The following is a 22642-nucleotide window of genomic DNA, read 5'->3' on the forward strand; positions in this document are numbered from 1 at the left end:
TCGACTTCCGCATTATCCCCAAAGACTGATAATCTAGTAGCCAGAGCAGGAAATTGGACCGGTTTTCTACCAGATATTGATTTTCGCTATGCAATTTTAAGCTGATTGAGCGAAGCGGACATCAGAAGTTTCAAGCGTAGACCTCGCAGCATTGCGTTTGAGACACGACGAATCGGATGAGAGCGCGCCAACGAAGCGTGCTTTTAGCCACACAGGTTCATGGTCGCGATTCGCGATCTTTTGGCCCGGCATACTTCACCTTCAGAGCGGTAAAGTATGCCGGGCGTTTTTTTGAAAGACCTGCCAGTTGACAGTCACAGGCCGTTATGCGCCTATGCTGCTATTACTGAACTTCTCTAAAGATCTCTCTCGTCCCTCATTTTGATGAGCAAGGCCCTATCGGCCATTCGTTTTTTTAACGACGCTTTCCGAACTTATTGCCGCTGATTTGACCTGCGTTAAGTCGTGTTGGGTAGAAAGCCCGCAACATTGTTAAAACACGTAACATGCTAAGTATTGTTAGTTTTGTTCTGACATGGATGCCCCGCCCTCCTAATTCGTGACGATCCTCGGACTGATAATGAAATTGACCGCACGAGATTTTCGGCCCACCCCGTGTCAGAAGAAAAGCGAGCCCAACATGGGAACGCTTTCTCAGCGTGCCAAGGCCATTGGCATGCCCGTGGGCACATTGAAAACGCGGATCAAAAAACTGATGGATAGTGGTATCGAACGAGAGCGCGCCATCGAAATTGCGCTAAGTCGGCCCGTTGGCCCTCAAGGGCGACCCCGCAAGCCTACCCATCGCTAACGTCTATTTTGTCTCGCCGTCCCGGTATTCGTGAGAGGAGAACTTCGTTTCCCTGGCGGATAACCCGGGTCTTAGATATTCGAGTCGGTATTCAAGCCGATATTCGAGTCGGTATTCGAGCCGGTGTTCGAGAGTGGGTCTTTTGATAGCCCGCGACCCCGAATTAGTGATGAAGGGTCGCGGGAGCCGGCAGGGGCGTCCAGCGCTCAAGAAGACTGAGCGTCCCCGTCCCACTGCGGTTTGCCATCGCGCATCAACACGCGGTCGCTATCGGGTTTGTCGTCCAGCTTGGCTTCGTGCACCTCCCCATCGTAGCGGTATCGAACGTCGTAGCCGACGGTCTCATCCTTGCTGTCGTTGACGGTGCTGCAGCGTTTCTCGGTAGTCTGATAGGTATCGCCTTGCTGCATCCGTTCCTGGACCTGATTGCCGGCGACGCCGCCGCCGACGGCGCCGGCCGCCGTCATGATCTTCTTGCCGCTACCACCGCCAAACTGATTGCCAACCACGCCGCCGACGATGGCGCCGATGGCGGTGCCGGCAATACGATGGTCATCTTCCACCGGGCGCTGATGGGTCACGGTCACGTTTTTGCAGACCTGACGGGGGGACTCGGTCGTCTGTACGATCGGATCGACGCTGACGATATCCGCGTAGCGTGGTCCCTCTTCGGAAGACTGATAGGAACCCACCGCCACGCCGCCGGCGATGCCCAGCGCGGCAATGATGCCGCCAATCATGATCGGTTTGTTCATGGTCCTGCTCCTTTTCCGTCCGCATCGATTTCGTGAGTGCGTGCCAGTTCTCGCGAGAGGCTGGCGCCGAAACCTGGCGGTTCGTGAGAATTTTTCTGGTCCAAGACAAGGCTCATCATGCCGCAGTCGAGGGTCGATCGTTCGCGATTGACTCAGCCACTACGACGCTCGTCTCCAGATACATGAAGTATAATCCGTAAAATTCTGTTAATCGCTCGGGAATCGCGTTCTTGAACGCTGTTTCCATATTGAAAAAGTCGTGTATCCAGATAGCGACACACCGTCTATGGGGCGGTTAATGATATGTCTGAATGGCGTGGAACGAGAGGCGGAGACAAGGCGCGAAGACAGGAGGCAACGACAAGAGGTCAAGACAAGAGACAAAGACAAGAAGCGAGCAGCATCTCGACGGTGGGCGCGGTCGAATCCCGCGCCCTGTATCGGAGGGGTTACAGCGTGAATTCGGCCAGCTTGCGTTCGACCCTGGCCTTTTTCAGTTTGGCGACCATGGGCAGGCCATTTTCGAACGGTGGGAAGTCTTCGCCCACGATCAGTGGCGCGAGGTAACGCCGGCCCGCTTCGCTGATGTAGAGGCCGTCTTCACTGATGTAATCCCTGGGCATGAATTTTTCATGATTGGCGATCTCCGCCAGCGGCGCCGGCTCGATCTTCCAGGTGTAAGGCGATTCCGACACTCGCTTGATGGCCGGCATCATCGAATTCTGGCCGCTCAGTGCCAATTCCACTGCAGCTTCACCGACCGCGTAGGCCTGGTCGACGTCGGTCTTGGAGGCGATGTGGCGCGCGGCGCGCTGCAGGTAGTCTGCCACTGCCCAGTGGTATTTGTGGCCCAGATCCTCCTTGACCATCGATGCCAGCGCGGGGGCGACACCGCCGAGCTGCTTGTGGCCGAAGGCATCGACGCTGCCGCCATCGGCAAGAAAGGTGCCGTCGGCATACTGGGCGCCTTCGGAGACCACGATCACACAGAAGCCGTGACGCTTGACGGCCTCGTCGATGCGCGCCATGACGATTTTCCGGTCGAAGGCGATCTCCGGAAAGATGATCACGTGTGGTGCCTCATCAGAAGAGGCACCGGATAGCGCGCCGGCAGCCGCGATCCAGCCTGCATGGCGTCCCATCACCTCGAGGATGAATACCTTGGTGGACGTGGCGCACATCGACTCGATGTCGAGTGCCGCCTCTCGCGTCGAGGTCGCGACGTACTTGGCAACGCTGCCGAAACCCGGCGAGTTATCGGTGATCGGAAGATCGTTGTCGACGGTCTTGGGCACATGGATAGCCGTTAACGGATAGCCCATCGTCTCCGACAGTTGCGAGACCTTGAGGCAGGTGTCCGCGCTATCGCCGCCGCCGTTGTAGAAGAAATAGCGGATGTCGTGCGCCTTGAAGACTTCGATCAGCCGCTCGTATTCGGCGCGGTTGTCTTCGATCGACTTCAGCTTGTAGCGGCAGGAGCCGAAAGCGCCGCCGGGTGTATGGCGCAGGGCGGAGACGGTTTCATCGCTCTCCTGATTGGTATCGATCAGGTCTTCCAGCAAAGCACCGATGATACCGTTATGCCCGGCGTAGAGATGGCCGATGCGGTCTGCATGACGGCGGCAGGCCTCGATCACGCCACAGGCGCTGGCGTTGATGACGGCAGTGACGCCACCGGACTGTGCGTAGAACGCATTGTGCTTGGCCATGTCGGCTTTCATCTCCTGATGTTCGGATTGCTGAGCTCGCGTTTTCGATCCCGCCATGCGCAGCGAAAGAGCGCGAGTCGGATGCGCGCTCAGCATAGCCGAAAGGCGTATGCCTGTTAATACGATAGCCGTGCCGCCACCACGGTCATTTTTCTGCGACTAGAAGATGAGTGACCGACTGATTTCCGTTCTCAATCGTCCGTTCGGCCGCCAGTCATGGGCCGGTTGGGAGGGTGGGTTCAGAACGCCTTCGAAGGCGGGTAGCCGGGGCCAACGCCCATGAACTGGTCATGGCAGGAGCTCGACATGAGCCTGAAATAGGCGCCGGTAGCCCGGTTCAGGAGGCCGTGCTAGGCTCGCCGGTTCATACGGGGAGAGTGCCGGAGAGCGTAGTGAAGAGAGTTGGGGAGAGAGTCGTGGAGAGAGTTGTTGAGAGAGTAGTGGCATGCACGTTCACGTAGTGGGGGTCTGTGGAACCTTCATGGGCAGTCTGGCGCGACTGGCAAAGGCATTGGGGTATCGAGTCACCGGCTCGGATGCCAATGTCTACCCTCCGATGAGCGTTCAGCTCGAGGAGATCGGTATCGAGCTGATGGAGGGCTATCGCGCCGAAAATCTCACCCTGGCTCCCGACCTGGTCATCGTCGGTAACGCGCTCTCGCGGGGTAATCCGGAAATCGAGGCGCTGCTCGATGCCAGGCTTCCCTACCTTTCGGGTCCGCAATGGCTGGCGGAGCATGTGCTGCCCGGGCGCAAGGTGCTGGCCGTGGCGGGCACCCATGGCAAGACGACAACGGCAAGCATGCTGGCCTGGATACTCGAAACCGCAGGGCTGAAGCCCGGTTTCCTGATCGGGGGGGTGCTGGGCAACTTCGGCCTTTCCTCGCGTCTTGCGGCGCCTGGCGCGCCTTTCGTGGTGGAGGCGGACGAGTACGACACCGCGTTCTTCGATAAACGCTCGAAGTTCGTTCACTACCGCCCGGATGTCGCCGTACTCAACAACCTCGAGTTCGATCACGCGGATATCTTTCCCGATCTGGGCGCTATCGAACGCCAGTTCCATCATTTCGTGCGGACCGTGCCCGGTAACGGCGGGCTGGTGGTCGCCGACGGTGAGCCCGCGCTGGAACGCGTGTTGGCAATGGGCTGCTGGACGCCGGTCGAGCGCTTCGGGGAACGTCCCGACAGTGATTGGCAACTGCTGCTCGATCCCAACGATAGCCGCGCCTTCATGGTTGCGCACGGCGGCGAGCGCCATTCGGTGCGCTGGGGGCTAAGCGGCAGGCACAACGCTGCCAACGGGGTGGCGGCGCTGGCGGCGGCCAATCAGGCGGGAGTGTCGCTGGCCGACGGCTGCCGGGCGTTGACGACGTTCACGGCGCCCAAGCGGCGTCAGGAAGTGCGTGGTGACGTGGCCGGGATCCAGGTGCTGGATGATTTCGCCCATCATCCGACCGCGATTGCACTGACTCTCGAAGGGCTCCACCGGGATCGGCACGGCGGCCGGTTGCTGGCCGTGATCGAGCCGCGCTCCAACACCATGCGCCAGGGCGCCATGAAGACGCGGCTGGCCGACAGCGTGGTGGCGGCCGAGCGCGTCTGGTGGTATCAGCCCCCGGGGCTCGACTGGTCGCTGGCCGAGGTGGTGGCCGGCCATGCTGCCAGCCGCGTCGAGAGCGATCTCGAGATGATGGTCGATGAGATCGTCGACGCGGCGCTGCCGGGTGACCGCATCGTGGTGATGTCCAACGGCGGATTCGGCGGTATCCACGACAAGCTGCTGCACGCTCTGGAGGTCCGTCATGGCGGTACACACTGAGGTTCCACACACCGAGATTTCATCCCGAGCGCCCTATTTTGAGCCCTATGCCGCGCCGATCGCCGTCGCGATCACCGGCGCTTCCGGCGTGCAGTACGGGCTGCGGCTGATCGAGTGTCTGGTCGGTGCCGGGCACGAAGTCTACGTGATGATCTCGAAGGCGGCCCACCGCGTGATCGCGGTCGAAACCGACATCGAGCTACCGGCACAGCCGGATCGACTGGCGCAGGATCTGACGGCCCGGTTCGGGGCGGGCGAGGAACAAATTCGCTGTTTCGGACGGGAAGACTGGATGGCCCCGGTGGCCTCCGGTTCCGGTAACTGGCAGGCGCTGGTGATCTGCCCGTGCTCGACCGGCACGCTCTCCGCCGTGGCCTGTGGCGCCAGCAACAACCTGATCGAGCGCGCCGCGGATGTCGCGCTCAAGGAGCGTCGACAGCTGATCCTGGTCCCCCGGGAGACACCGCTCTCGGCGGTGCATCTCGACAACATGCTCAAGCTCACGCACATGGGCGCCGTCATGCTACCCGCCGCACCGGGGTTTTATCATCGGCCGGACAGCGTCGAGGCGATGATCGATTTCATCGTCGCTCGTATTCTCAACCAGCTGGGCATTGCTCAGACCCTGATGCCCCGCTGGGGGGATTAAGCCGTCTCCGCTTAGAACGGCAGTCGTGTCCGCATGGACGGCAGTCGTGGATAGCGGCAATCAGACGGGGCCAAAGAACACCACGCGCCCGGTTTCCAGTGCCAGCGAGGCGATGCATAGCCAGATCCAGGGCGGCATGTCCCGGCCGGGCTGCTGGAAGTGCTGATAGCTGATGCGAGTCAGCGCGCAGACCGTGAGTCCGAGCAGAGCGCCGCCGACCAGGTCGCTGGCCCAATGCACGCCGATGACCAGCCGGGATAGCGCCATCGGCACGCAGGTGAGGATTCCCAGCCAGTAGGCGTAGCCGCGATAACGTTGCGGCATGACCTGGGCGGCAAAAGCCGCCGTCAACCCAATCACGACGACGATCGTCGATGTGTGAGCGCTGGGGTAAGACATCGAACCGGTCAGGTAGTCCGGTGTGTCTGGCCGTGCCCGGCCGGCGAGATCCTTGAATACGGTATTGCTGACCGCGATGAGACCCAAGGCACCTGCGATATGCAGTAGTCCAGCGAACCGTCTGGCGTAAAGCAACCACAGTAGCCAGGGCGCCATCAGTACGCTGATCCCCAGAGCGTCACCGATCTCGGCCAGCGTTTCGCTGGTCCCGACCAGCCAGCTGCGCTGCAGCAGCTTGGCGAGGGAGTGGATCTGTTGATCCATTGGCAGCGGCCCGTTGTGGGCCAGTACCCACGCCGTCCAGGCGACCAGGGCGATCAGGCTCGTCAGTAGCAGCGACAGTGACGCCAGGGGGAACTCGTTGGCGGGCGGTGGCGAGCAGAGCGATTTCCATCCCCTGGTCAGCACAGGGCTTCGAGCCATGCGTTCTTCCAGCCAACGGTGCAAGCGACCGTCGCCGCTGAGCTGGTAGCGAATAGTCGAGAACAGCAGCGCCAGCGCCAGTACCGCCAGCGACAGCGTCAGCAGCCAGCGTTCGGCGCCGGGAGGCAGGTGCATCAGTTTTTCCCACGATCGCCCCAGCAGATAGCCGGGCAGCAGATAGGCCGGGGCCCATGCCAGGGCGGAGACGATATTGACCAGCACGAAGCGCTTCGTCGGCATCGACAACATCCCCGCGATCATCGGAATGAACGGACGCACGGGGCCCACGAAACGGCCGATGATCACCGAGAGAATGCCATATCGCTGGAAGAAATCGTTGCCCCGGTCCAGCCATCCGGGATGCTGTTTCAACGGCCACCAGTGGGGTATCCGGCTGCGTTGCGTACGGCCCAGCCAGAAGCTGAGGTTGTCACCGATGAAAGCGCCGACAATACCGGCGATCAGCACCAGCCAGATCGGGATGTCGTCGTGACCCGCGATCGAGGCCGCCGCCCCCAGCAGCACGACGCCGGGAACCACGATGCCGACGATGGCCAGCGATTCGATCAGCGCCACCGACAGGATGATGACGAGCAGCAGTTCCGGCGGCGGGGCGAGGGAGTAAAGCCAATGGGTGATATTCAAGCGTGAGGTTCCAGCAATTTGTTGGCGGCGGCTTCGAGGCGTCGTGAAAACGCTTCAGCGCTTTCATCGATCTGCAATGTACACACTCGGCTGTAGCTTTCCAAAGACCCGATCTCGGGATGAGTGACGGCGGTGACCGCGTTCGAGAGCCTTTTGGCAGCGGCGATGGCGCCGGGTTCCGCGGCGTTGGGCAATACCAGCCAGAAAACATTGGCGCGATACTCGCCGAGAAGATCGCTCTGGCGGCTGTTGTTGGAGACCACGTCGCTGAAACTCGCCGAGAGAATTTCGCGCAAGTGGCCGCCGAACTGATCGCTGGCCTGATCCAGCTGCGGGATATACACGACCAGCACGCTCAGCGGCCGGTCGAGAGCGGCTGCCCTGGCGACTTCGATTTTCAGGTTTTCCCGAATGCAGCTGCCGGAAAGTCGCCTGTCGCGGCGCCACGGCGTCAAGGTGAAAGGTGACGTCTTCGCCGAGTGATCGAGAAGGAGAGTCAAGGTGGCGGCGGCGAGGGTCAGCCACCAGCCGAGCGCCAGATTGAAAAGCGTCATGTACGCGTCGCCGAGCACAACCAGCAGGGCCGGCACGACTGCCAGCGACAGTATCAGCGCGGTTAAGGGAGGCAACAGCAGGAAGCCCAGGGCGACCGAAAGCCCCAGCCACAGCATCGGCGTTGCGCTGCCCGGTGCCTCCACGGCGCACAGGATCAGGCCGCCGGCCAGCAACAGACGGTCGGCCACGGCCGCGCCGAGATGGCCCAGACACTGCAAGGGGATCGCTACCAGCAGCGCGATCGCGAGTAGCGTGGGCGGCAGGATCAGATCGTAGTGGCGCATCAGGTGCTCCCACAGCGCCAAACCTACGAGCAGCCCCAGAATGAGCAGCTGTGCGACCAGCTTGTAGCGACTCAATGCCACGACTGCATCTCCGAAACCGGTGTCGACGGTTTGCTATGGTAGCGGGTGAAGCGGTCGCCGATTTCCGCCAGCGGGGTCGAGGAGATTTCCCGTTGCGGGGCGATGGCGTATCTCAGCTGCTGTCGGCGAAGACTGGCTGCTTCGGCATTGGGCGCAATCAGAATTACCGCGACGCCGTAGTCGTTGAGGCGATAGGCGCGTTCGTAGGGCGCGAGCTGCTGGCGCAGACAGCGACAGAGCTGTTCCATGTCGGCGGTCGTCGACCGGGCGCAGCCGTAGAGGACGACTTCGCTATGCAGTATCTCTCGCTCGGATCGCTTCAGTTCGATCTGGATGTCGGCGTCGAGCTGGGCGGGGGGAAGCAGCCATTCCGGTGTCGTGGGGGGCGTCGCCGTCGAATGCCTTTGCCGCTCCAGGCACAGAAGCCACACGATCGCCAACGAGACGCTGACGACGATGGCGGTCGGCAGCGGCAGCGCCCAGCCGATGTCGGCCACGACCAGCACGTAGGCCGCCACGTTCAGGGCCATTCCGATTCGCCCGGTCATTCGGGACAGGCATAAAGGCAGCAACCACAGCCATAAACTGGCTTCGGTATGGCGCGTCGCGAGCAGGAGACCACATAGCAGGATGACGGCGACCGGAAACCAGCGCGAGAGACGCGGAGATGAGAAGCGGATCAGGAAGAGTGCAAAGATGGCTCCGCTGAGCCAGGCGATCATCCTGACGGTGTCTTCGGCCAGCCAGCCCGTGAGCAGGGCAAGCAGCAAGGTGAACGCCAGAAGAGTTTGAAGGCCGGGGCTTTTGTACTTGCTTTGCATGGTGGCTTATATTGGACCGATTGCGAATGACAGGCGCGGTTATTCATCGACTATCGCATGCGCCCGACTGACCGTATAGCGCCGATGCGTCTGACCTGACCGTTTTTCGCCCTGGCGGGGAAGCGGCAGATTTCGATTCTGAATCGCGCCCGAAGCGAACTGTCACCGAATCATCATCGAGACGGAAAGAGTACACCATGCAGCAGACTGCGACCGCCCGGGTCGAGGACATCGTTCAGTACATGCATCTGTTGGGGCAGCGTGCTCGCACCGCCAGCGCGGCCCTGCGCCGCGTCGACAGCGGGCGCAAGAATGCTGCCCTCGAGGCTATCGTGGCCCGACTGGACGCCGCGCGTCCGGCGTTGGCGGAGGCCAACCAGCAGGATCTGCAGCGCGGTCGCGACAACGGCCTGAACGAGGCGTTGCTGGACCGCCTTGCACTGACTCCGGAACGAATCGACGCCATGATCGCCGGCGTTCTGCAGGTGGCGGCGCTAGCCGATCCCGTCGGGCAGATCGACGGTCTCGGCTATCGGCCGAGCGGCATTCAGGTAGGTCAGATGCGGGTCCCGTTGGGAGTGATCGGCATCATCTATGAGTCGCGCCCCAACGTGACCGTCGAAGCCGCGAGTCTTTGCCTGAAATCGAGCAATGCCTGCATCCTGCGGGGAGGCTCGGAAGCCGCGGTCAGCAATGCCGCGATCGCCGAATGCATTCGTCTGGGGCTCGAGGACGCCGGCCTGCCGGAGGATGCCGTCCAGGTGGTGGCGACGACGGATCGCGCCGCCGTCGGCACCTTGATCACCATGCCGCAGTTCGTCGACGTTATCGTTCCGCGTGGCGGCAAATCGTTGATCGCCCGCGTTGCCAGCGAAGCGACGGTACCCGTGATCAAGCATCTCGATGGCATCTGTCACGTCTACATCGATGCCGGTGCGGATATCGACAAGGCGGTGGCCATCGCCGACAACGCCAAGACCCAGCGCTATTCGCCGTGCAACACCATGGAGACGTTGCTGGTTCACATCGATATCGCCGCGCGGGTACTGCCGCGACTCGCCGCTATCTACCGCGAAAAGGGCGTCGAGATGCGCGGATGCTCGCGTACGCGGAGCTGGATCGGCGATGCCGTCGCGGCCACGGAGGCGGACTGGACGACGGAATATCTGGCGCCGATTCTGGCGATCCGGGTCGTCGATGACTTCGATCAGGCCGTCGATCATATCAACACCCACGGCTCTCAGCATACCGATGCGATCGTCACGGAAAACCTGACCCTGTCGCGACGGTTCCTGGCCGAGGTCGATTCCAGCTCGGTCATCGTCAATGCCTCGACACGCTTTGCCGATGGCTTCGAGTACGGCCTGGGCGCCGAGATCGGCATTTCGACCAACAAGCTTCATGCCCGCGGCCCGGTCGGACTCGAGGGGTTGACCACCCGAAAGTACGTCGTCTTCGGTGATGGCCATGTACGGAGTTGACGTGCAGGACGCCTCCTTTCCTCGAATTGCGATGTTGGGGGGGACGTTCGATCCGGTTCACATGGGGCATCTGCGCAGTGCCGTCGAGCTGGGCGAGGTGCTGGCGCTGGACGCGGTCCACATGATTCCGGTGCACGTGCCGCCGCACCGCCAGGCGCCGGGTATCTCCGCCGAGCATCGCCTGGCGATGCTGAAAGCCGGCATCGGTACCACGGCCGGGCTGGTGGCGGACGATCGTGAAGTGCGTCGCTCCGGTCACTCGTACTCAGTCGACACGCTGGCGTCATTGCGTGAAGAGTGGGGCGAGCTGGCGCGACTGGTCATGGCTGTCGGCCACGACGCCTTTCTGGGACTCCCCGACTGGCATCAGCGCGAGCGTCTGCTGTCGCTCGCGCATATCGTGGTGATCGACCGGCCCGACCATGACGCGCCGTTGGAGCCAGAGCTGGCGGCATTGATCGAGGGGCGCGAGGTCTCGACGGTGGAGACGATGATGGCGGCTCCGGCCGGCAACCTGTTGAGACTGCGACTGCCCAGTCGGATGGCGATTGCCGCGACCGAGGTTCGTCGGCGTTTGCAGCAAGGGCTCAGCGTACGCTATCTGATCCCCGAGCCCGTCGAGCGCTATATCGAGAGCCACGGCCTCTATCGCGAGCCCGGGGCTGGCGTTCAGGCGTTATCCGAGTAAAATGCGCGACTCCCGGATTCCGGGAGTCGCGATTCCCCGTTCAAGGGGGTTATATGACGAGGAGCTATGCAGACAGATACGCTTAAATCACTGGTGGTGGAAGCGCTCGAGGAGCTGAAGGCTCGCGATGTCGTCGAGCTGGATGTAGCCGCATTGACCAGCGTCACCGATGTCATGGTGGTCGCGAGCGGAACTTCCTCGCGCCATGTGTCAGCCCTGGCCGACAACGTGGTCGAGAAGGCCAAGGATGCCGGGCTGCGTCCGCTGGGTATCGAGGGGCAGCAGGGCGGCGAGTGGGTGCTGGTCGATCTGGGTGACGTGATCGCGCATGTGATGATGCCGGAAACGCGTCAGCTCTACGATCTTGAGCGGCTCTGGGCCGATCTGCCGACCGATTCGCAGCGCACGGAAACCCCGGACCGGCAAGAACTACGTGGGCAAGAACTAAGTGGGCAAGAGCTCCGCGGATGAAGATTCGACTGCTTGCCGTTGGCTCGCGCATGCCAGCGTGGGTGGAGGCGGGCGTCGAGGAGTACCGCAAGCGGTTACCGCGTGAAATGCCGTTCGAGATCGTCGAGATTGCTGCGGGCGCCCGCGGCAAGAACGCCGATGTCACTCGGGCGATCCAGGCCGAAGGCGATCGAATGCTGGAAAAACTGCGCGATCAGGAACATATCGTCGCGCTGGAAGTCGAAGGGACGTCCTGGTCCACGGAGCAACTGGCCGAACGCCTGGGTATCTGGCGCCAGGAAGGTCAGGATATTGCCCTGGTGGTAGGCGGACCCGAAGGGCTCGATCCCCGTGTCGTCGCCCGCGCCCGGCAATCCTGGTCGCTCTCTGCGCTGACCCTGCCGCACCCGCTGGTTCGGGTCGTGCTGGCGGAGCAGCTCTACCGTGCCTGGTCATTGCTCTCAGGCCACCCGTACCACCGTTGATTCAGAGAGTCAGTCGCTTGTTCCCACTCGACGCTAACCAAAGCGACGCCCCTGGACGCTGCGCCCGTTCGACGTCGTCCGTCGCACTGAATCGCCGTTCTAGACATGCGTAAACGTCGGGAAAACGTCAAGAATCACGAGCGCGAAGTGCGTGTCTTTCGTAACCGCTCGCTGGTGGCAGTGCTGATCATCGTGTTGATGGCGGGCGCGCTTTTCTCCCGTCTGGTCTATCTCCAGGTCATCGAGCACGACGTCTTCATCACGCGCTCCGACAGCAACCGCATGCGGGTCGAGCCCCTGCCGCCACGGCGAGGGCTGATCTACGACCGTAACGGCAAGCTGTTGGCGGAAAATCGGCCCACCTACAACCTCACCATCGTGCGCGAGCGTGTCGACGATCTTGATACGACGTTGCAGCGACTGATCGATATTCTGGATCTGCCCGAAAGCGAGGTGGATGCCTTTCGCGCGCGCTCTCTGCAACGTCAGCGGCCCTATCAGCCGGCGCTGCTGATGAGCGATCTGAGCGAGGATCAAATCGCACGCCTGGCAGTGAATCGCTATCTGCTCTCCGGGGTCGAGGTCGAGGCGCAGTTGATGCGCTACTACCCCGACCCGATCGTGATGTCGCATGTGCTGGGCTACGTCGGAAGAATCAACACCGAGGAACTGGCCGAGCTGGATCCGGGCAACTACGCCGGCACGCACTTCATCGGCAAGACGGGAGTCGAGTCCACCTACGAGGATCAGCTGCATGGCAAGGCCGGTCTGCGCAAGGTCGAGACCAACGCCCGCGGTAGAGTTCTGCGTGAGCTGGATCGGGACCCGGCGGAGCCGGGCAAGGATATCGAGCTGACGATCGACAGCCGACTGCAGCACATGGCCTATGACCTGCTGGACGGCCGGCGCGGCGCGATCGTCGCGATTCAGCCCAAGACGGGCGATATTCTGGCGATGGTTTCGGCACCGGGTTTCGATATCAACAAGTTCGTGACCGGCATCTCCTACAAGGATTATCAGGCCCTGCAGAACAATCTCGACCTGCCGCTGTATAACCGCGCGGTGCGAGGTCAGTATCCACCGGGGTCCACGGTCAAGCCGTTCGAAGCGTTGGGCGCCCTGCAGAATGGGGTGGTCAAACCCAACGATATCATCTACGACCCCGGCTATTTCCAGCTGCCCAACGATACCCGGCGTTACCATAACTGGTTGCGCTGGGGGCATGGTCGTGTCGACCTCGAACGGGCGCTGGAAGTCTCCAACAACACCTACTTCTATACCATGGCCTACCGGCTGGGCATCGATCGACTCTCCGAGACCATGCATGAGTTCGGCTTTGGCGAGGTGACGTCATTGGATGTCCAGGGCGCCTTGCCGGGCCTGATGCCCTCGCGCGAATGGAAGCGCGAGAAGTACAACCAGGCCTGGTACCCCGGTGAAACCCTTTCTGCCGGCATCGGTCAGGGTTACTTCATGGCGACGCCGTTGCAGCTGGCAACGGCCACCGCGACGCTGGCCAATCACGGGCACTGGGTACGGCCGCACCTGGCCAAGCAGGTTGGCGATGAAGCTATCGAGCCACCGTTTGCGGGTACCAAGCCGGATGTCCAGATCGACCACGCGCGCTGGTGGCAGGATGTCTATGAGGGCATGGAGGCGGTGCTTCACGGCTCCGAAGGGACCGCGCGCAAGGTCGGCGCTGGCATGCAGTACGAGATGGCGGCCAAGACCGGTACGGCCCAGGTTTTCTCGCTGGGCCAGAATCAGAAGTACGACGCCGACGAACTGACCGAACGCCTGCGCGATCATGCCCTTTTCATCGGTTTCGCCCCGGTCGACGACCCTCAAATCGCGATCGCCGTGATCGTCGAGAACGCCGGCGGCGGGGTATCCGGGCTCGGTCGTGAGCTGACCGATGCCTGGCTGCTGCCGGACAGCGAGCTGAAGAACCAGCCGGGTACCACTGTCAACGAAGAAGTCGAGAGTATCGATGGCGATTGATTTTCAACGCGTTGCACCGCGAACGCAGCGAGCGCGGGTCGGTCGCAAGCGCTCGCTTTGGCTGCGGCTGCATCTCGATCCGTGGCTATTGGGGATTCTGCTGCTGCTGATCTCGTTCGGGCTGGTCGTGCTGTACAGCGCCAGTGGCATGTCGGCGTCGACGACGATGGCCCAGGCCATTCGCATGGGCGTGGCGCTGGTGGGTGCGGTCGTCATAGCTCAGTTCTCACCCGGCATTCTCTTTCGATGGACGCCGGTGGCCTACGGTGCCGGTCTGTTGATGCTCGTCGCCGTCGAGATCATGGGAGACATCGGCATGGGCGCCCAGCGCTGGCTGGAGATCGGCCCGTTACGGTTTCAACCTTCTGAGTTGATGAAGATCGCCATGCCGATGATGTTGGCGGCCTACCTTCACCGGAGACCGCTGCCGCCGACCTGGCGCGACCTGGTGGTGTGTGCGGTGATCGTCGGTGTTCCGGTACTGCTGATCGCCCGTCAGCCTGACCTGGGGACATCGTTGCTGGTCACCTGCGCTGCGGTCTTCGTGATCCTGCTGGCGGGGCTCTCCTGGAAATTCATCCTTGCCCTGGCAGGTCTGGCGGGAGCGGCGATGCCGATGCTGTGGATCAGCATGCACGACTACCAGCGTCAGCGAGTGTTGACCTTTCTCAATCCCGAAAGCGATCCGCTGGGCGCCGGATGGAACATCATTCAGTCCAAGACGGCGATCGGCAGTGGCGGCATCGAAGGCAAAGGCTGGGGTTTGGGAACGCAATCCCAGCTCGAGTTCCTGCCCGAGCGTCATACCGACTTTATCGTCGCCGTGCTTGGGGAGGAGTTCGGGCTGATCGGCATGAGTACCATTCTGGTGCTCTATCTGTTGCTGGTCTCGCGAGGACTGGTGATGGCCAACAATGCGCAGGATACCTACGGGCGCCTGCTGGCCGGCAGCATCGTGTTGACCTTTTTCATCTACGTCTTCGTGAATATCGGCATGGTGACCGGCATTCTTCCCGTGGTCGGGGTTCCATTGCCGCTGGTCAGCTACGGCGGGACCTCCAGCGTGACCTTGATGGCCGGGTTCGGTATTCTCATGTCGATTCATACGCACCGCCGTCTGTTGACACACTGACGGTGGATGAGCCGCAAGCAGGGAGCCAGTCGCGCATGCCGCTGCGTTGTAAGCAGGAACGTCGGTTTCGCATCACGCTGTTGCTGATCGGGCTGTTGTGTTCGGTCGGCCCGGCGGCACAGGCGGACGACGACTTCGATCCCGCTACGCACCCCGAGGTGCGAACGATGCTCGATTCGCTTAGCGAGCAGGGTCTGGCGAGTCGCGAGCTAAATGCCGCGATGCAGGCCGCGCAGTATCGCCCGCAAGTGCTGGACGCCATGAGCCACGCTGCGGAGCGGCGGCTGCGCTGGGATGAATATCGCGATATTTTCATACAGCCACAGCGGATTCAGCAGGGTGTGGCGTTCCTGAACGAAAACCGTGACGCCCTGGCGCGGGCCGAGCGGGTTTATGGCGTGCCCCCCGAAGTGATCGTCGCGATTCTGGGTGTCGAGACCCAGTATGGCCGGCACAAGGGCACGCATCGGGTGCTCGACTCGCTGTCGACGCTGGCCTTCCATCATCCGTCCCGTGGGGCGTTCTTTCGCGGCGAGCTGGAGGCATTTCTGGGAATCACCCTGGGTCAGGGTGTCGATCCGACGACACTGCTCGGATCTTACGCAGGGGCGATGGGCTACCCCCAGTTCATTCCGACGAGCTATCGAGCCTACGCGGTCGATTTCGATGGCGATGGCCTGAAGGATCTCTGGAACAATCCGGTCGATGCCATTGGCAGTATCGCCAACTACTTCAGCGAGCATGGCTGGCAGCGCCATCAGCCGGTGCTGGTCGAGGCGCGCGGCCCGGATACATTGCCACCCTCCATCGACTTCAATCGCACCGAGCCACCGAATACGTCGGTCGAGGCGCTGAAGCGTGTCGGCATCGAACCGACGGCGGGAAATCTGTCGTCCACCGACGAGGTGGTTCCACTGGCGCTGGATTTCGCCGACGGTCACGTGCGCTACGTGATGGGTTTGAACAACTTCTACGTGATTACGCGCTACAACCACAGCCATCTCTATGCCATGGCGGTGGCCACGTTGGCTCAGCGCATTCAGACGGCCATGGGTGAGGGCGCGTGACCCTGTGGCATGGCAGGTGGCGGGCGCTTAGCGCGATGCTGGCGCTGGCGTTGCTGGTTGGCTGTGCCGGTGGCGGCGGCTCGCAAAGCGGCGGCGGTCGCTACTCGATGGACCGGGATGCCTATCCGGAAACCCCCGAAGATGTGGCCAACGTGCCTGACGCCGTGCCCAGGGTCGAGCCGCGTTCCAGAAGCGGTAACCGCTCGAGCTATTCGGTGTGGGGTAAGACCTATCACGTGCTCAACGACCCCACCGGCTATACCGCTGAAGGCCGCGCTTCCTGGTACGGGGCCAAGTTCCAGGGCTACGACACGGCCAACGGCGAGACCTACGACATGTACAAGATGTCGGCGGCGCACCGTTCGCTGCCACTGCCGACCTATGCACGAGTCACCAATCTCGATAATGGCCGCAAGGTCATCGTGCGGGTGAATGATCGTGGCCCGTTTCACAGCGATCGTCTGATCGATCTTTCCTATGCGGCCGCCGCGCGGCTGGGAATCCTCAAAGGCGGCACCGGTCGAGTCAAGGTCGAGGCGATTGACCCCGTCGCTTGGGCGCGTGATCACGATCGCTCGACCGATGCCGCCGCGCGCGTTGCCCGTAATGATTCCGACTCTCGACCCGCTACCGAACCGTCTCGATCCACGTCCGGTCGGGCGCTGTCCGCGAACGGCGCCGATCTGGACTCTGATCTGAATTACGAGTCGAGTATCGATCCCGTTCTCGCGGCGGCGAACACGAATCGGCCGGCGCAGAGGCAAGCGTCTTCATCGGCCGGCCGTGACGGGTCCTCGATGTCGTCAAAAACGTCGTCGACGGCGGGGCAGCGATATGTCCAGGTGGCCGCGCTCGGTTCGCAAACCGGAGCCGAAGCATTGAAAAGCCGACTGCAGGGCTTGCTGTCGCAGCCGGTTCGCATTGACAATGCGTCCCCTCCCTATCGTGTCCAGGTCGGGCCTATCAATGACCTGGCGTCGCTCGAATCCATCAGGGCTACCCTGCGAGACGCCGGCTTCGGCCAAGTGATCTTGGTAGCACCCACTCAGTAACCCTTGTCCAGTGAGAACCCGATTGTCATGAAAGCGTTGTTCACTTCGTCTGTTTCACGCCTGGTCATCTCGGCATCGCTATGCCTGGGCCTGCTTTCATCTCCGGTCAGTGCCCAGCAGCCCACGCCGGACAGCCAGATGTCGCAGACCAATCCGAAAACGGACCAGTTGATCCCGTCGCCGCCCGATCTGGCCGCCTCGTCGTGGGTGCTGATGGATGCGTCCACGGGGCAACTGCTGGTCAATCACAATGGCGATCAGCGCCTGCCTCCGGCGAGCCTGACCAAGATGATGACGGCCTATATCGTCGAGCAATCGATCGATAGCGGCAGTATCGCCGATAGCGACATGGTCAGCGTCAGCGAGAATGCCTGGCGGACAGGCGGTTCGCGCATGTTCATTCAGGAAGGCACCCAGGTCAGCGTCGAAAATTTGCTGCGTGGCGTGGTGGTGCAATCCGGCAACGATGCCAGTGTGGCGCTATCAGAATACGTCGCGGGTAGCGAGTCGGCTTTCGCGGATCTGATGAATCAGCAGGCCCAGCGTATGGGCATGCAGAACAGCCATTTTATGAATCCCACCGGGCTGCCGCACGACGACCACTATTCGTCTGCTCATGACCTGGGGATTCTGGCGCGTCATATCATCACGGACTTCCCGGACCACTATCAGGTCTATTCCGAGAAATATTTCACCTACAATGATATCCGTCAGCCCAACCGTAACCGGCTGCTATGGCGCGATCCGGATGTCGACGGCCTGAAGACCGGTCATACCGAAGCCGCCGGCTTCTGTCTGGTGGCATCCGCCAAAAAGCAGGATACGCGTCTGATTGCCGTGGTCATGGGGACTAACTCCGATGAAGCGCGCGCCGCGGAGACGCAGCGTCTGCTCAACTATGGGTTCCGCTTCTTCCAGACTCGAAAGCTTTACGATGCCGGTTCGGTGCTCAATGAAGCGCGCGTCTGGGGCGGTGACAAAGACACCGTGCGCCTAGGCGTTCAAAACGAAGTGAGCATGACCGTGCCGCGGGGCAGTGCCGACAACCTGACCGCTCGTCTCAATCTGCCGGAAACGTTGCACGCGCCAATAAAGGCAGGGCAGCAAATGGGCACGCTCGAGATCAAATCCGGTGATGAAGTGCTGGGCCAGGAGCCACTGGTGGCACTTGAGAGCGTCGAGGAAGGGAGCATTTTCAAACGCGTGTGGGATTCGATCGTCCTGTTCGTGACCGGGCTGTTCGACTGAGCGCGTCCATCGCCAGGTTCGAACCCTGCAAGTCGAACTGGGGTGTCGTTTGCCGGCGGCGCCCCGGTCTCGAGCTTGCAAAAATCCGCTCCTGGCTGGCATCAGTTGGTGAGCGGGTTAATGTTGAGTAGAATGGTCGGAAATCGACTGCAGTGCCTGACATGCCATGACCCGGAAATCAAAGATTCAACAGCCTCAGACCTCAAAGGCTCAGACGCCGAACGATGTCGATCTTCCCCGACCTAAGGTCGAGTTCCCGTGCGATTACCCGATCCGCGTGGTCGGCGATGCGGCCGAAGACTTCGTCGCGGCGGTCAGCAAGGTGATCGAGCGCCACGCGCCGGGATTCGATCCGGCATCGATCAAGCTGACCGACAGTCGCAATGCTCGTTTCCAGTCGATCCGGGTCGTCATTCACGCCACCGGGGAGGCGCAGCTGGATGCGCTGTTCCAGGATCTGAAAGCCACCGGCCGCGTCCACATGGTGCTGTGACACCGATGTCGTCACTTCCGCTTTATCGCCTCGGGCGTCAGTCCTACCTGCCGGTGTGGCAGGCGATGTCGCGCTTCACCGACGAGCGTACTGGCGAGACGCCGGATCAGCTATGGCTGGTCGAGCACGAACCGGTCTTCACCCAGGGGCGTGCCGGCAAACCGGAACATCTGCTGACCCCGGGAGACATCCCCGTGGTTGCCAGTGATCGGGGCGGGCAGGTGACCTATCATGGCCCCGGTCAGGTCGTGCTCTATCCGCTGCTCGATGTGCGGCGGCGGGGATTGGGGGTTCGAGAACTGGTGACGCTGCTCGAGCATGCCGTCATCGATCTGCTGGCGACCCATGGGGTCGACGCCCAAGCCAGAGCGGATGCGCCCGGCGTCTATGTCGGGGCGAGAAAGATCGCCTCTCTGGGGCTTCGCATTCGGCGCGGCTGCAGCTTTCACGGTGTTGCGCTCAACATCGATATGGATCTGTCGCCGTTCGCACGAATCAATCCATGTGGCTATGCCGGCCTCGCGATGACCCAGTTACGCGATCAGGTGCCGGGGCCGCTGTCATTCGCCCGAGAGGCCGATCGCCTGGCGGCGTGTTTCGCGCAGCGGCTGTCCGCGACGCTCGATGTTCAGCAACAGTTGCCACGGGCTTTCGAACCGCCACAGGCTTTTGAACCGTTAGCGACTTTCTAGCTAGCGGCGTTCCACGACTATCAGGAAGGGACCTATGACCGAGACGACCGTCATGCCAACGCCCGAAACCAAGAAGCCGGCCCGCGCCGAGCGCGGCGTCAAGTTGCGGGGTGCCGACAAGGTATCGCGGATCCCCGTCAAGGTCATTCCGACCGAAACGCTGCCGAAGAAGCCGGATTGGCTGCGCGTCCGAATGCCGGTTTCGCCGCAGGTGACGCATATCAAGCAGACGTTGCGCAAGCACGGGCTGCACACCGTCTGCGAAGAGGCGTCCTGTCCCAATCTTGGCGAATGCTTTAGCGGCGGTACGGCGACCTTCATGATCATGGGCGACATCTGCACCCGGCGCTGCCCGTTCTGTGACGTGGCGCACGGGCGTCCCAATGCGCTCAACGAGAACGAGCCTCGCGAGCTGGCCGAAGCCATTGCCGAAATGCGCCTCAACTACGTGGTGGTGACGTCCGTCGATCGTGACGACATGCGCGATGGCGGGGCACAGCACTTTGCCAACTGCATCCGCGAGATTCGCCGTGACAGTCCGGATATCGAGATCGAGGTGCTGGTGCCCGACTTCCGCGGGCGGATGCAGGTGGCTCTCGACATTCTCGAAGGCGAGGCGCCGGACGTCTTCAACCACAACCTGGAAACCGTCCCCTCGCTTTATCGCAAGGTGCGACCCGGGGCGGACTATCAGTGGTCGCTGGACTTGCTGAAAGGTTACAAGGCACGTCGTCCGGAAGTGATGACCAAATCGGGTTTGATGCTGGGGGTCGGTGAAACCGACGAGCAGGTCATCGAGGTGATGCGCGATCTGCGCGCCCACGATGTCGACATGCTGACGTTGGGCCAATATATGCAGCCCTCGCGTAACCATCTGGCGGTCGACCGCTGGGTGCATCCCGATACCTTCGACTGGTTCGCCGAACAGGCCAGGGCGCTGGGTTTCAAGCATGTCGCATCGGGCCCGCTGGTACGCTCTTCCTACCACGCCGACAAGCAGGCGCACGGAGTCCAGGTAAAGTAGACGCCGTGGTCCTGCATTGACCGGAAAATGCGACGGGCCTGCCGAATGACCATCGGCAGGCCCGTTTTGCGTTTGATGGTCATGAACGGACTTCTGGCCAATGCGACCAGGAATGCATCCGATAACGCGCCATCGGCGTATTCATGGAGTCGCTCAGCGAGCGACTCGACGGCTTTTCATTGATTACCCGATGGTTTCCTCGGTTATAAAGAGTTCGCACTATGAATGCACCGGAAATTCCTCGCCAAGAAGCAGAGCGTCTGATCGCCCTGCGGGGTCTGCAGCTGCTCGATTCGAACGCCGACAAGGGGTTCGACCGACTGACAGAGTTGGCGACAAAGATCTTCGATCTACCCATGGCGATGATCACGCTGATCGACGAGGATCGTCAGTGGTTCAAGTCACATCAGGGGCTCAAGGTCTGCGAGACGCCGCGGCGGATCTCGTTTTGTGGGCATGTCGTTGCCGATGGTCAGCCAATGGTGATCAACAATGCGCTACGGGATCCGCGGTTCTCGGACAACCCACTGGTCACCGGGTCGCCCTTCATCCGGTTCTACGCGGGGTTTCCACTATTCGTGGCTCCGGGAGTCTGTGTGGGGACGTTGTGCCTGATAGGGACGCTGCCGCGGGCCTTCGAGGACGCAGAGATGGATCGACTGAGACTCCTCGCGGCACAGGCCGAAGAGCTGATTGAGTTGCATGTACTGCGCGCCCAGGCGCGCCAGCGCGAGACCCTGGCTGGCTCCACCCACTGACGGCTCTCGCTGGACGGCATGCCAACGATTCTCGCTGGCCCGGCTTTTTAACTACCCTCGGCGGGAAGACACAGTAGCGTCGGCGTCTCGATCGGGGCCATCGGTTTGCGGAAATGCGCGTTCAATTCCGGTAGCAGCTCGCGTACGAAGCGCAGGAAAAGCTCCGTCACCGGCGTGGGGTAGCGATCCTTGGGGTAGACCGTGCACCACGAGCGCCTCAGCGGGAAGCCGGGAATGGTCGGACTCGCCAGCAGGCCGGATGCCAGCTCCAGTTGTACTGCCAATCGCGGCAATACGGCCACGCCAAGATGCGCCATCACGCCCTGCTTGATGGCCTCGTTGGTACCCAGCTCGATGGTATGGTGCAGGGAAATGCGCTCCCTCGCGGCAAAATCCTCGAACGCCGTCCGCGCACCGGAACCCGGTTCCCGCATCAACAGATAGTGTCGCGCGAAATCCTCGAGCGTCGCCCGATCGGCCGTCACCAGCGGATGGCCCGGCCAGACGACCGGAATCAGCTCATTGTCCAGGATGGGCATGAATACCAGGTTGGGGTCCTCCGGCACCATGCCCATGATCACCAGATCATCCCTCCTCTCCGCTAGCCGTTCCAGTGCCTGCGCGCGATTGCACACACGTAGCCGAATCTGAACCTCGGGGTAGCGAGCCCGAAAGCGCGCCAGAATATGGGGCACCACATACTGCGCGGTGGAGACGGCCGCCAGGTTGAGCTCGCCGCGAATCGTGCCGGCCAGCTCCGACAATTCCATCTGTAAACTCGAAACCTGTCCGAAGATCGACTGCGTCGACGCCGCCAGCGCGTCGGCGGCCGGCAGGATGTGCAGCGTTTTCCCGGCGTACTTGAACAGCGGCTGGGCGAGTGCCTGCTCGAGCTGTCGAATCTGGGCGCTGACCGCGGGTTGTGTCAGCCCGAGCTGCTCGGCAGCACGCGAGTAGGATTGCTGACGGTGAACGGCCTGGAAGACCTGGAGCTGACGGAACGTCAGTCGATTGAGCAGATTGGGTCGTGACATTCGGCACGCTCTCAGGGACAGGTATAAGGTTGAGCTTATAGGTTGGCAAAGAAATATCAATTTTTCTATTGGATCACGGATGGCTA

General features: G+C 61.7%; 21 protein-coding genes. 15 read left to right on the forward strand and 6 right to left on the reverse strand.

Going from position 1 to position 22642, the window contains the following annotated elements:
* Positions 1-1017 precede the first annotated feature (1017 nt).
* Positions 1018-1566, reverse strand: a complete 549-nt coding sequence (locus tag ACUN9V_RS04430) for a glycine zipper 2TM domain-containing protein (protein WP_445510486.1) — start codon at positions 1564-1566, stop codon at positions 1018-1020.
* A gap of 449 nt (positions 1567-2015) precedes the next feature.
* Positions 2016-3275, reverse strand: a complete 1260-nt coding sequence (locus ACUN9V_RS04435; RefSeq protein WP_075561322.1) for a 6-phosphofructokinase — start codon at positions 3273-3275, stop codon at positions 2016-2018.
* A 445-nt stretch (positions 3276-3720) separates the two neighbouring features.
* Here ACUN9V_RS04435 and mpl point away from each other — a divergent pair, with 445 nt between their 5' ends.
* Both mpl and ACUN9V_RS04445 read left to right on the forward strand, forming a co-directional pair.
* Entirely contained in the window at positions 3721-5094 is a 1374-nt protein-coding gene (mpl, locus tag ACUN9V_RS04440) for a UDP-N-acetylmuramate:L-alanyl-gamma-D-glutamyl-meso-diaminopimelate ligase (RefSeq protein WP_445510487.1), read from the forward strand.
* The gene (locus ACUN9V_RS04445; RefSeq protein ID WP_445510488.1) at positions 5078-5743 is read left to right on the forward strand and encodes a flavin prenyltransferase UbiX; all 666 of its coding nucleotides are present in this window, start codon (positions 5078-5080) and stop codon (positions 5741-5743) included. The genes mpl and ACUN9V_RS04445 overlap by 17 nt, the downstream gene beginning before the upstream one ends.
* A gap of 60 nt (positions 5744-5803) precedes the next feature.
* Here ACUN9V_RS04445 and ACUN9V_RS04450 read toward each other — a convergent pair whose 3' ends face one another.
* The 3 genes from ACUN9V_RS04450 to ACUN9V_RS04460 are packed head-to-tail and all read right to left on the reverse strand — an operon-like array spanning position 5804 to position 8951.
* On the reverse strand, positions 5804-7210 hold the full coding sequence (locus tag ACUN9V_RS04450) for a bifunctional DedA family/phosphatase PAP2 family protein (RefSeq protein ID WP_445510489.1): 1407 nt from the start codon (positions 7208-7210) through the stop codon (positions 5804-5806).
* On the reverse strand, positions 7207-8130 hold the full coding sequence (locus ACUN9V_RS04455; protein ID WP_445510490.1) for a diguanylate cyclase domain-containing protein: 924 nt from the start codon (positions 8128-8130) through the stop codon (positions 7207-7209). Before ACUN9V_RS04455 ends, ACUN9V_RS04450 begins: the two co-directional genes overlap by 4 nt.
* On the reverse strand, positions 8121-8951 hold the full coding sequence (locus tag ACUN9V_RS04460; RefSeq protein ID WP_445510491.1) for a hypothetical protein: 831 nt from the start codon (positions 8949-8951) through the stop codon (positions 8121-8123). The genes ACUN9V_RS04455 and ACUN9V_RS04460 overlap by 10 nt, the downstream gene beginning before the upstream one ends.
* Positions 8952-9148: 197 nt before the next feature.
* Between ACUN9V_RS04460 and ACUN9V_RS04465 the strand changes: the two genes are divergently transcribed.
* The 13 genes from ACUN9V_RS04465 (at position 9149) to ACUN9V_RS04525 (ending at position 21522) form a co-directional block, all read left to right on the forward strand.
* A complete protein-coding gene (locus ACUN9V_RS04465; RefSeq protein WP_445510492.1) occupies positions 9149-10432 on the forward strand; it encodes a glutamate-5-semialdehyde dehydrogenase in 1284 nt (427 codons plus the stop codon).
* Positions 10419-11120, forward strand: a complete 702-nt coding sequence (nadD, locus tag ACUN9V_RS04470; RefSeq protein ID WP_445510493.1) for a nicotinate-nucleotide adenylyltransferase — start codon at positions 10419-10421, stop codon at positions 11118-11120. The genes ACUN9V_RS04465 and nadD overlap by 14 nt, the downstream gene beginning before the upstream one ends.
* 66 nt (positions 11121-11186) lie before the next feature.
* Positions 11187-11591 (forward strand): ribosome silencing factor, encoded by a 405-nt coding sequence (rsfS, locus tag ACUN9V_RS04475; protein WP_445510494.1) that lies wholly within the window; start codon positions 11187-11189, stop codon positions 11589-11591.
* Positions 11588-12055, forward strand: a complete 468-nt coding sequence (gene rlmH / locus ACUN9V_RS04480) for a 23S rRNA (pseudouridine(1915)-N(3))-methyltransferase RlmH (protein WP_445510495.1) — start codon at positions 11588-11590, stop codon at positions 12053-12055. Before rsfS ends, rlmH begins: the two co-directional genes overlap by 4 nt.
* A 105-nt stretch (positions 12056-12160) precedes the next feature.
* Complete coding sequence (gene mrdA / locus ACUN9V_RS04485; RefSeq protein ID WP_075561242.1) at positions 12161-14056, forward strand: penicillin-binding protein 2; 1896 nt, start codon at positions 12161-12163, stop codon at positions 14054-14056.
* Entirely contained in the window at positions 14046-15188 is a 1143-nt protein-coding gene (gene rodA / locus ACUN9V_RS04490; protein WP_445510496.1) for a rod shape-determining protein RodA, read from the forward strand. Before mrdA ends, rodA begins: the two co-directional genes overlap by 11 nt.
* 35 nt (positions 15189-15223) lie before the next feature.
* Positions 15224-16255, forward strand: a complete 1032-nt coding sequence (gene mltB, locus ACUN9V_RS04495; RefSeq protein WP_445510497.1) for a lytic murein transglycosylase B — start codon at positions 15224-15226, stop codon at positions 16253-16255.
* 35 nt (positions 16256-16290) lie between these two features.
* Positions 16291-17307 (forward strand): septal ring lytic transglycosylase RlpA family protein, encoded by a 1017-nt coding sequence (locus ACUN9V_RS04500; RefSeq protein WP_445510705.1) that lies wholly within the window; start codon positions 16291-16293, stop codon positions 17305-17307.
* Positions 17308-17334: 27 nt separating this feature from the next.
* A complete protein-coding gene (locus tag ACUN9V_RS04505) occupies positions 17335-18555 on the forward strand; it encodes a D-alanyl-D-alanine carboxypeptidase family protein (RefSeq protein WP_445510498.1) in 1221 nt (406 codons plus the stop codon).
* Between the two features lie 166 nt (positions 18556-18721).
* A complete protein-coding gene (locus ACUN9V_RS04510; protein ID WP_445510499.1) occupies positions 18722-19048 on the forward strand; it encodes an HP0495 family protein in 327 nt (108 codons plus the stop codon).
* 5 nt (positions 19049-19053) lie between these two features.
* Positions 19054-19740 (forward strand): lipoyl(octanoyl) transferase LipB, encoded by a 687-nt coding sequence (gene lipB / locus ACUN9V_RS04515; RefSeq protein ID WP_445510500.1) that lies wholly within the window; start codon positions 19054-19056, stop codon positions 19738-19740.
* A gap of 34 nt (positions 19741-19774) precedes the next feature.
* The gene (gene lipA / locus ACUN9V_RS04520; protein ID WP_445510501.1) at positions 19775-20764 is read left to right on the forward strand and encodes a lipoyl synthase; all 990 of its coding nucleotides are present in this window, start codon (positions 19775-19777) and stop codon (positions 20762-20764) included.
* Between the two features lie 221 nt (positions 20765-20985).
* A complete protein-coding gene (locus ACUN9V_RS04525; RefSeq protein ID WP_110691933.1) occupies positions 20986-21522 on the forward strand; it encodes a GAF domain-containing protein in 537 nt (178 codons plus the stop codon).
* Positions 21523-21569: 47 nt separating this feature from the next.
* On the opposite strand, the gene ACUN9V_RS04530 is transcribed toward ACUN9V_RS04525, so the two are convergent.
* Positions 21570-22556: a LysR family transcriptional regulator gene (locus tag ACUN9V_RS04530; RefSeq protein ID WP_075561248.1), complete on the reverse strand. Its 987-nt coding sequence runs from the start codon at positions 22554-22556 to the stop codon at positions 21570-21572.
* Positions 22557-22642 lie beyond the last annotated feature (86 nt).

It is taken from the genome of Salinicola sp. V024, from assembly GCF_052645315.1.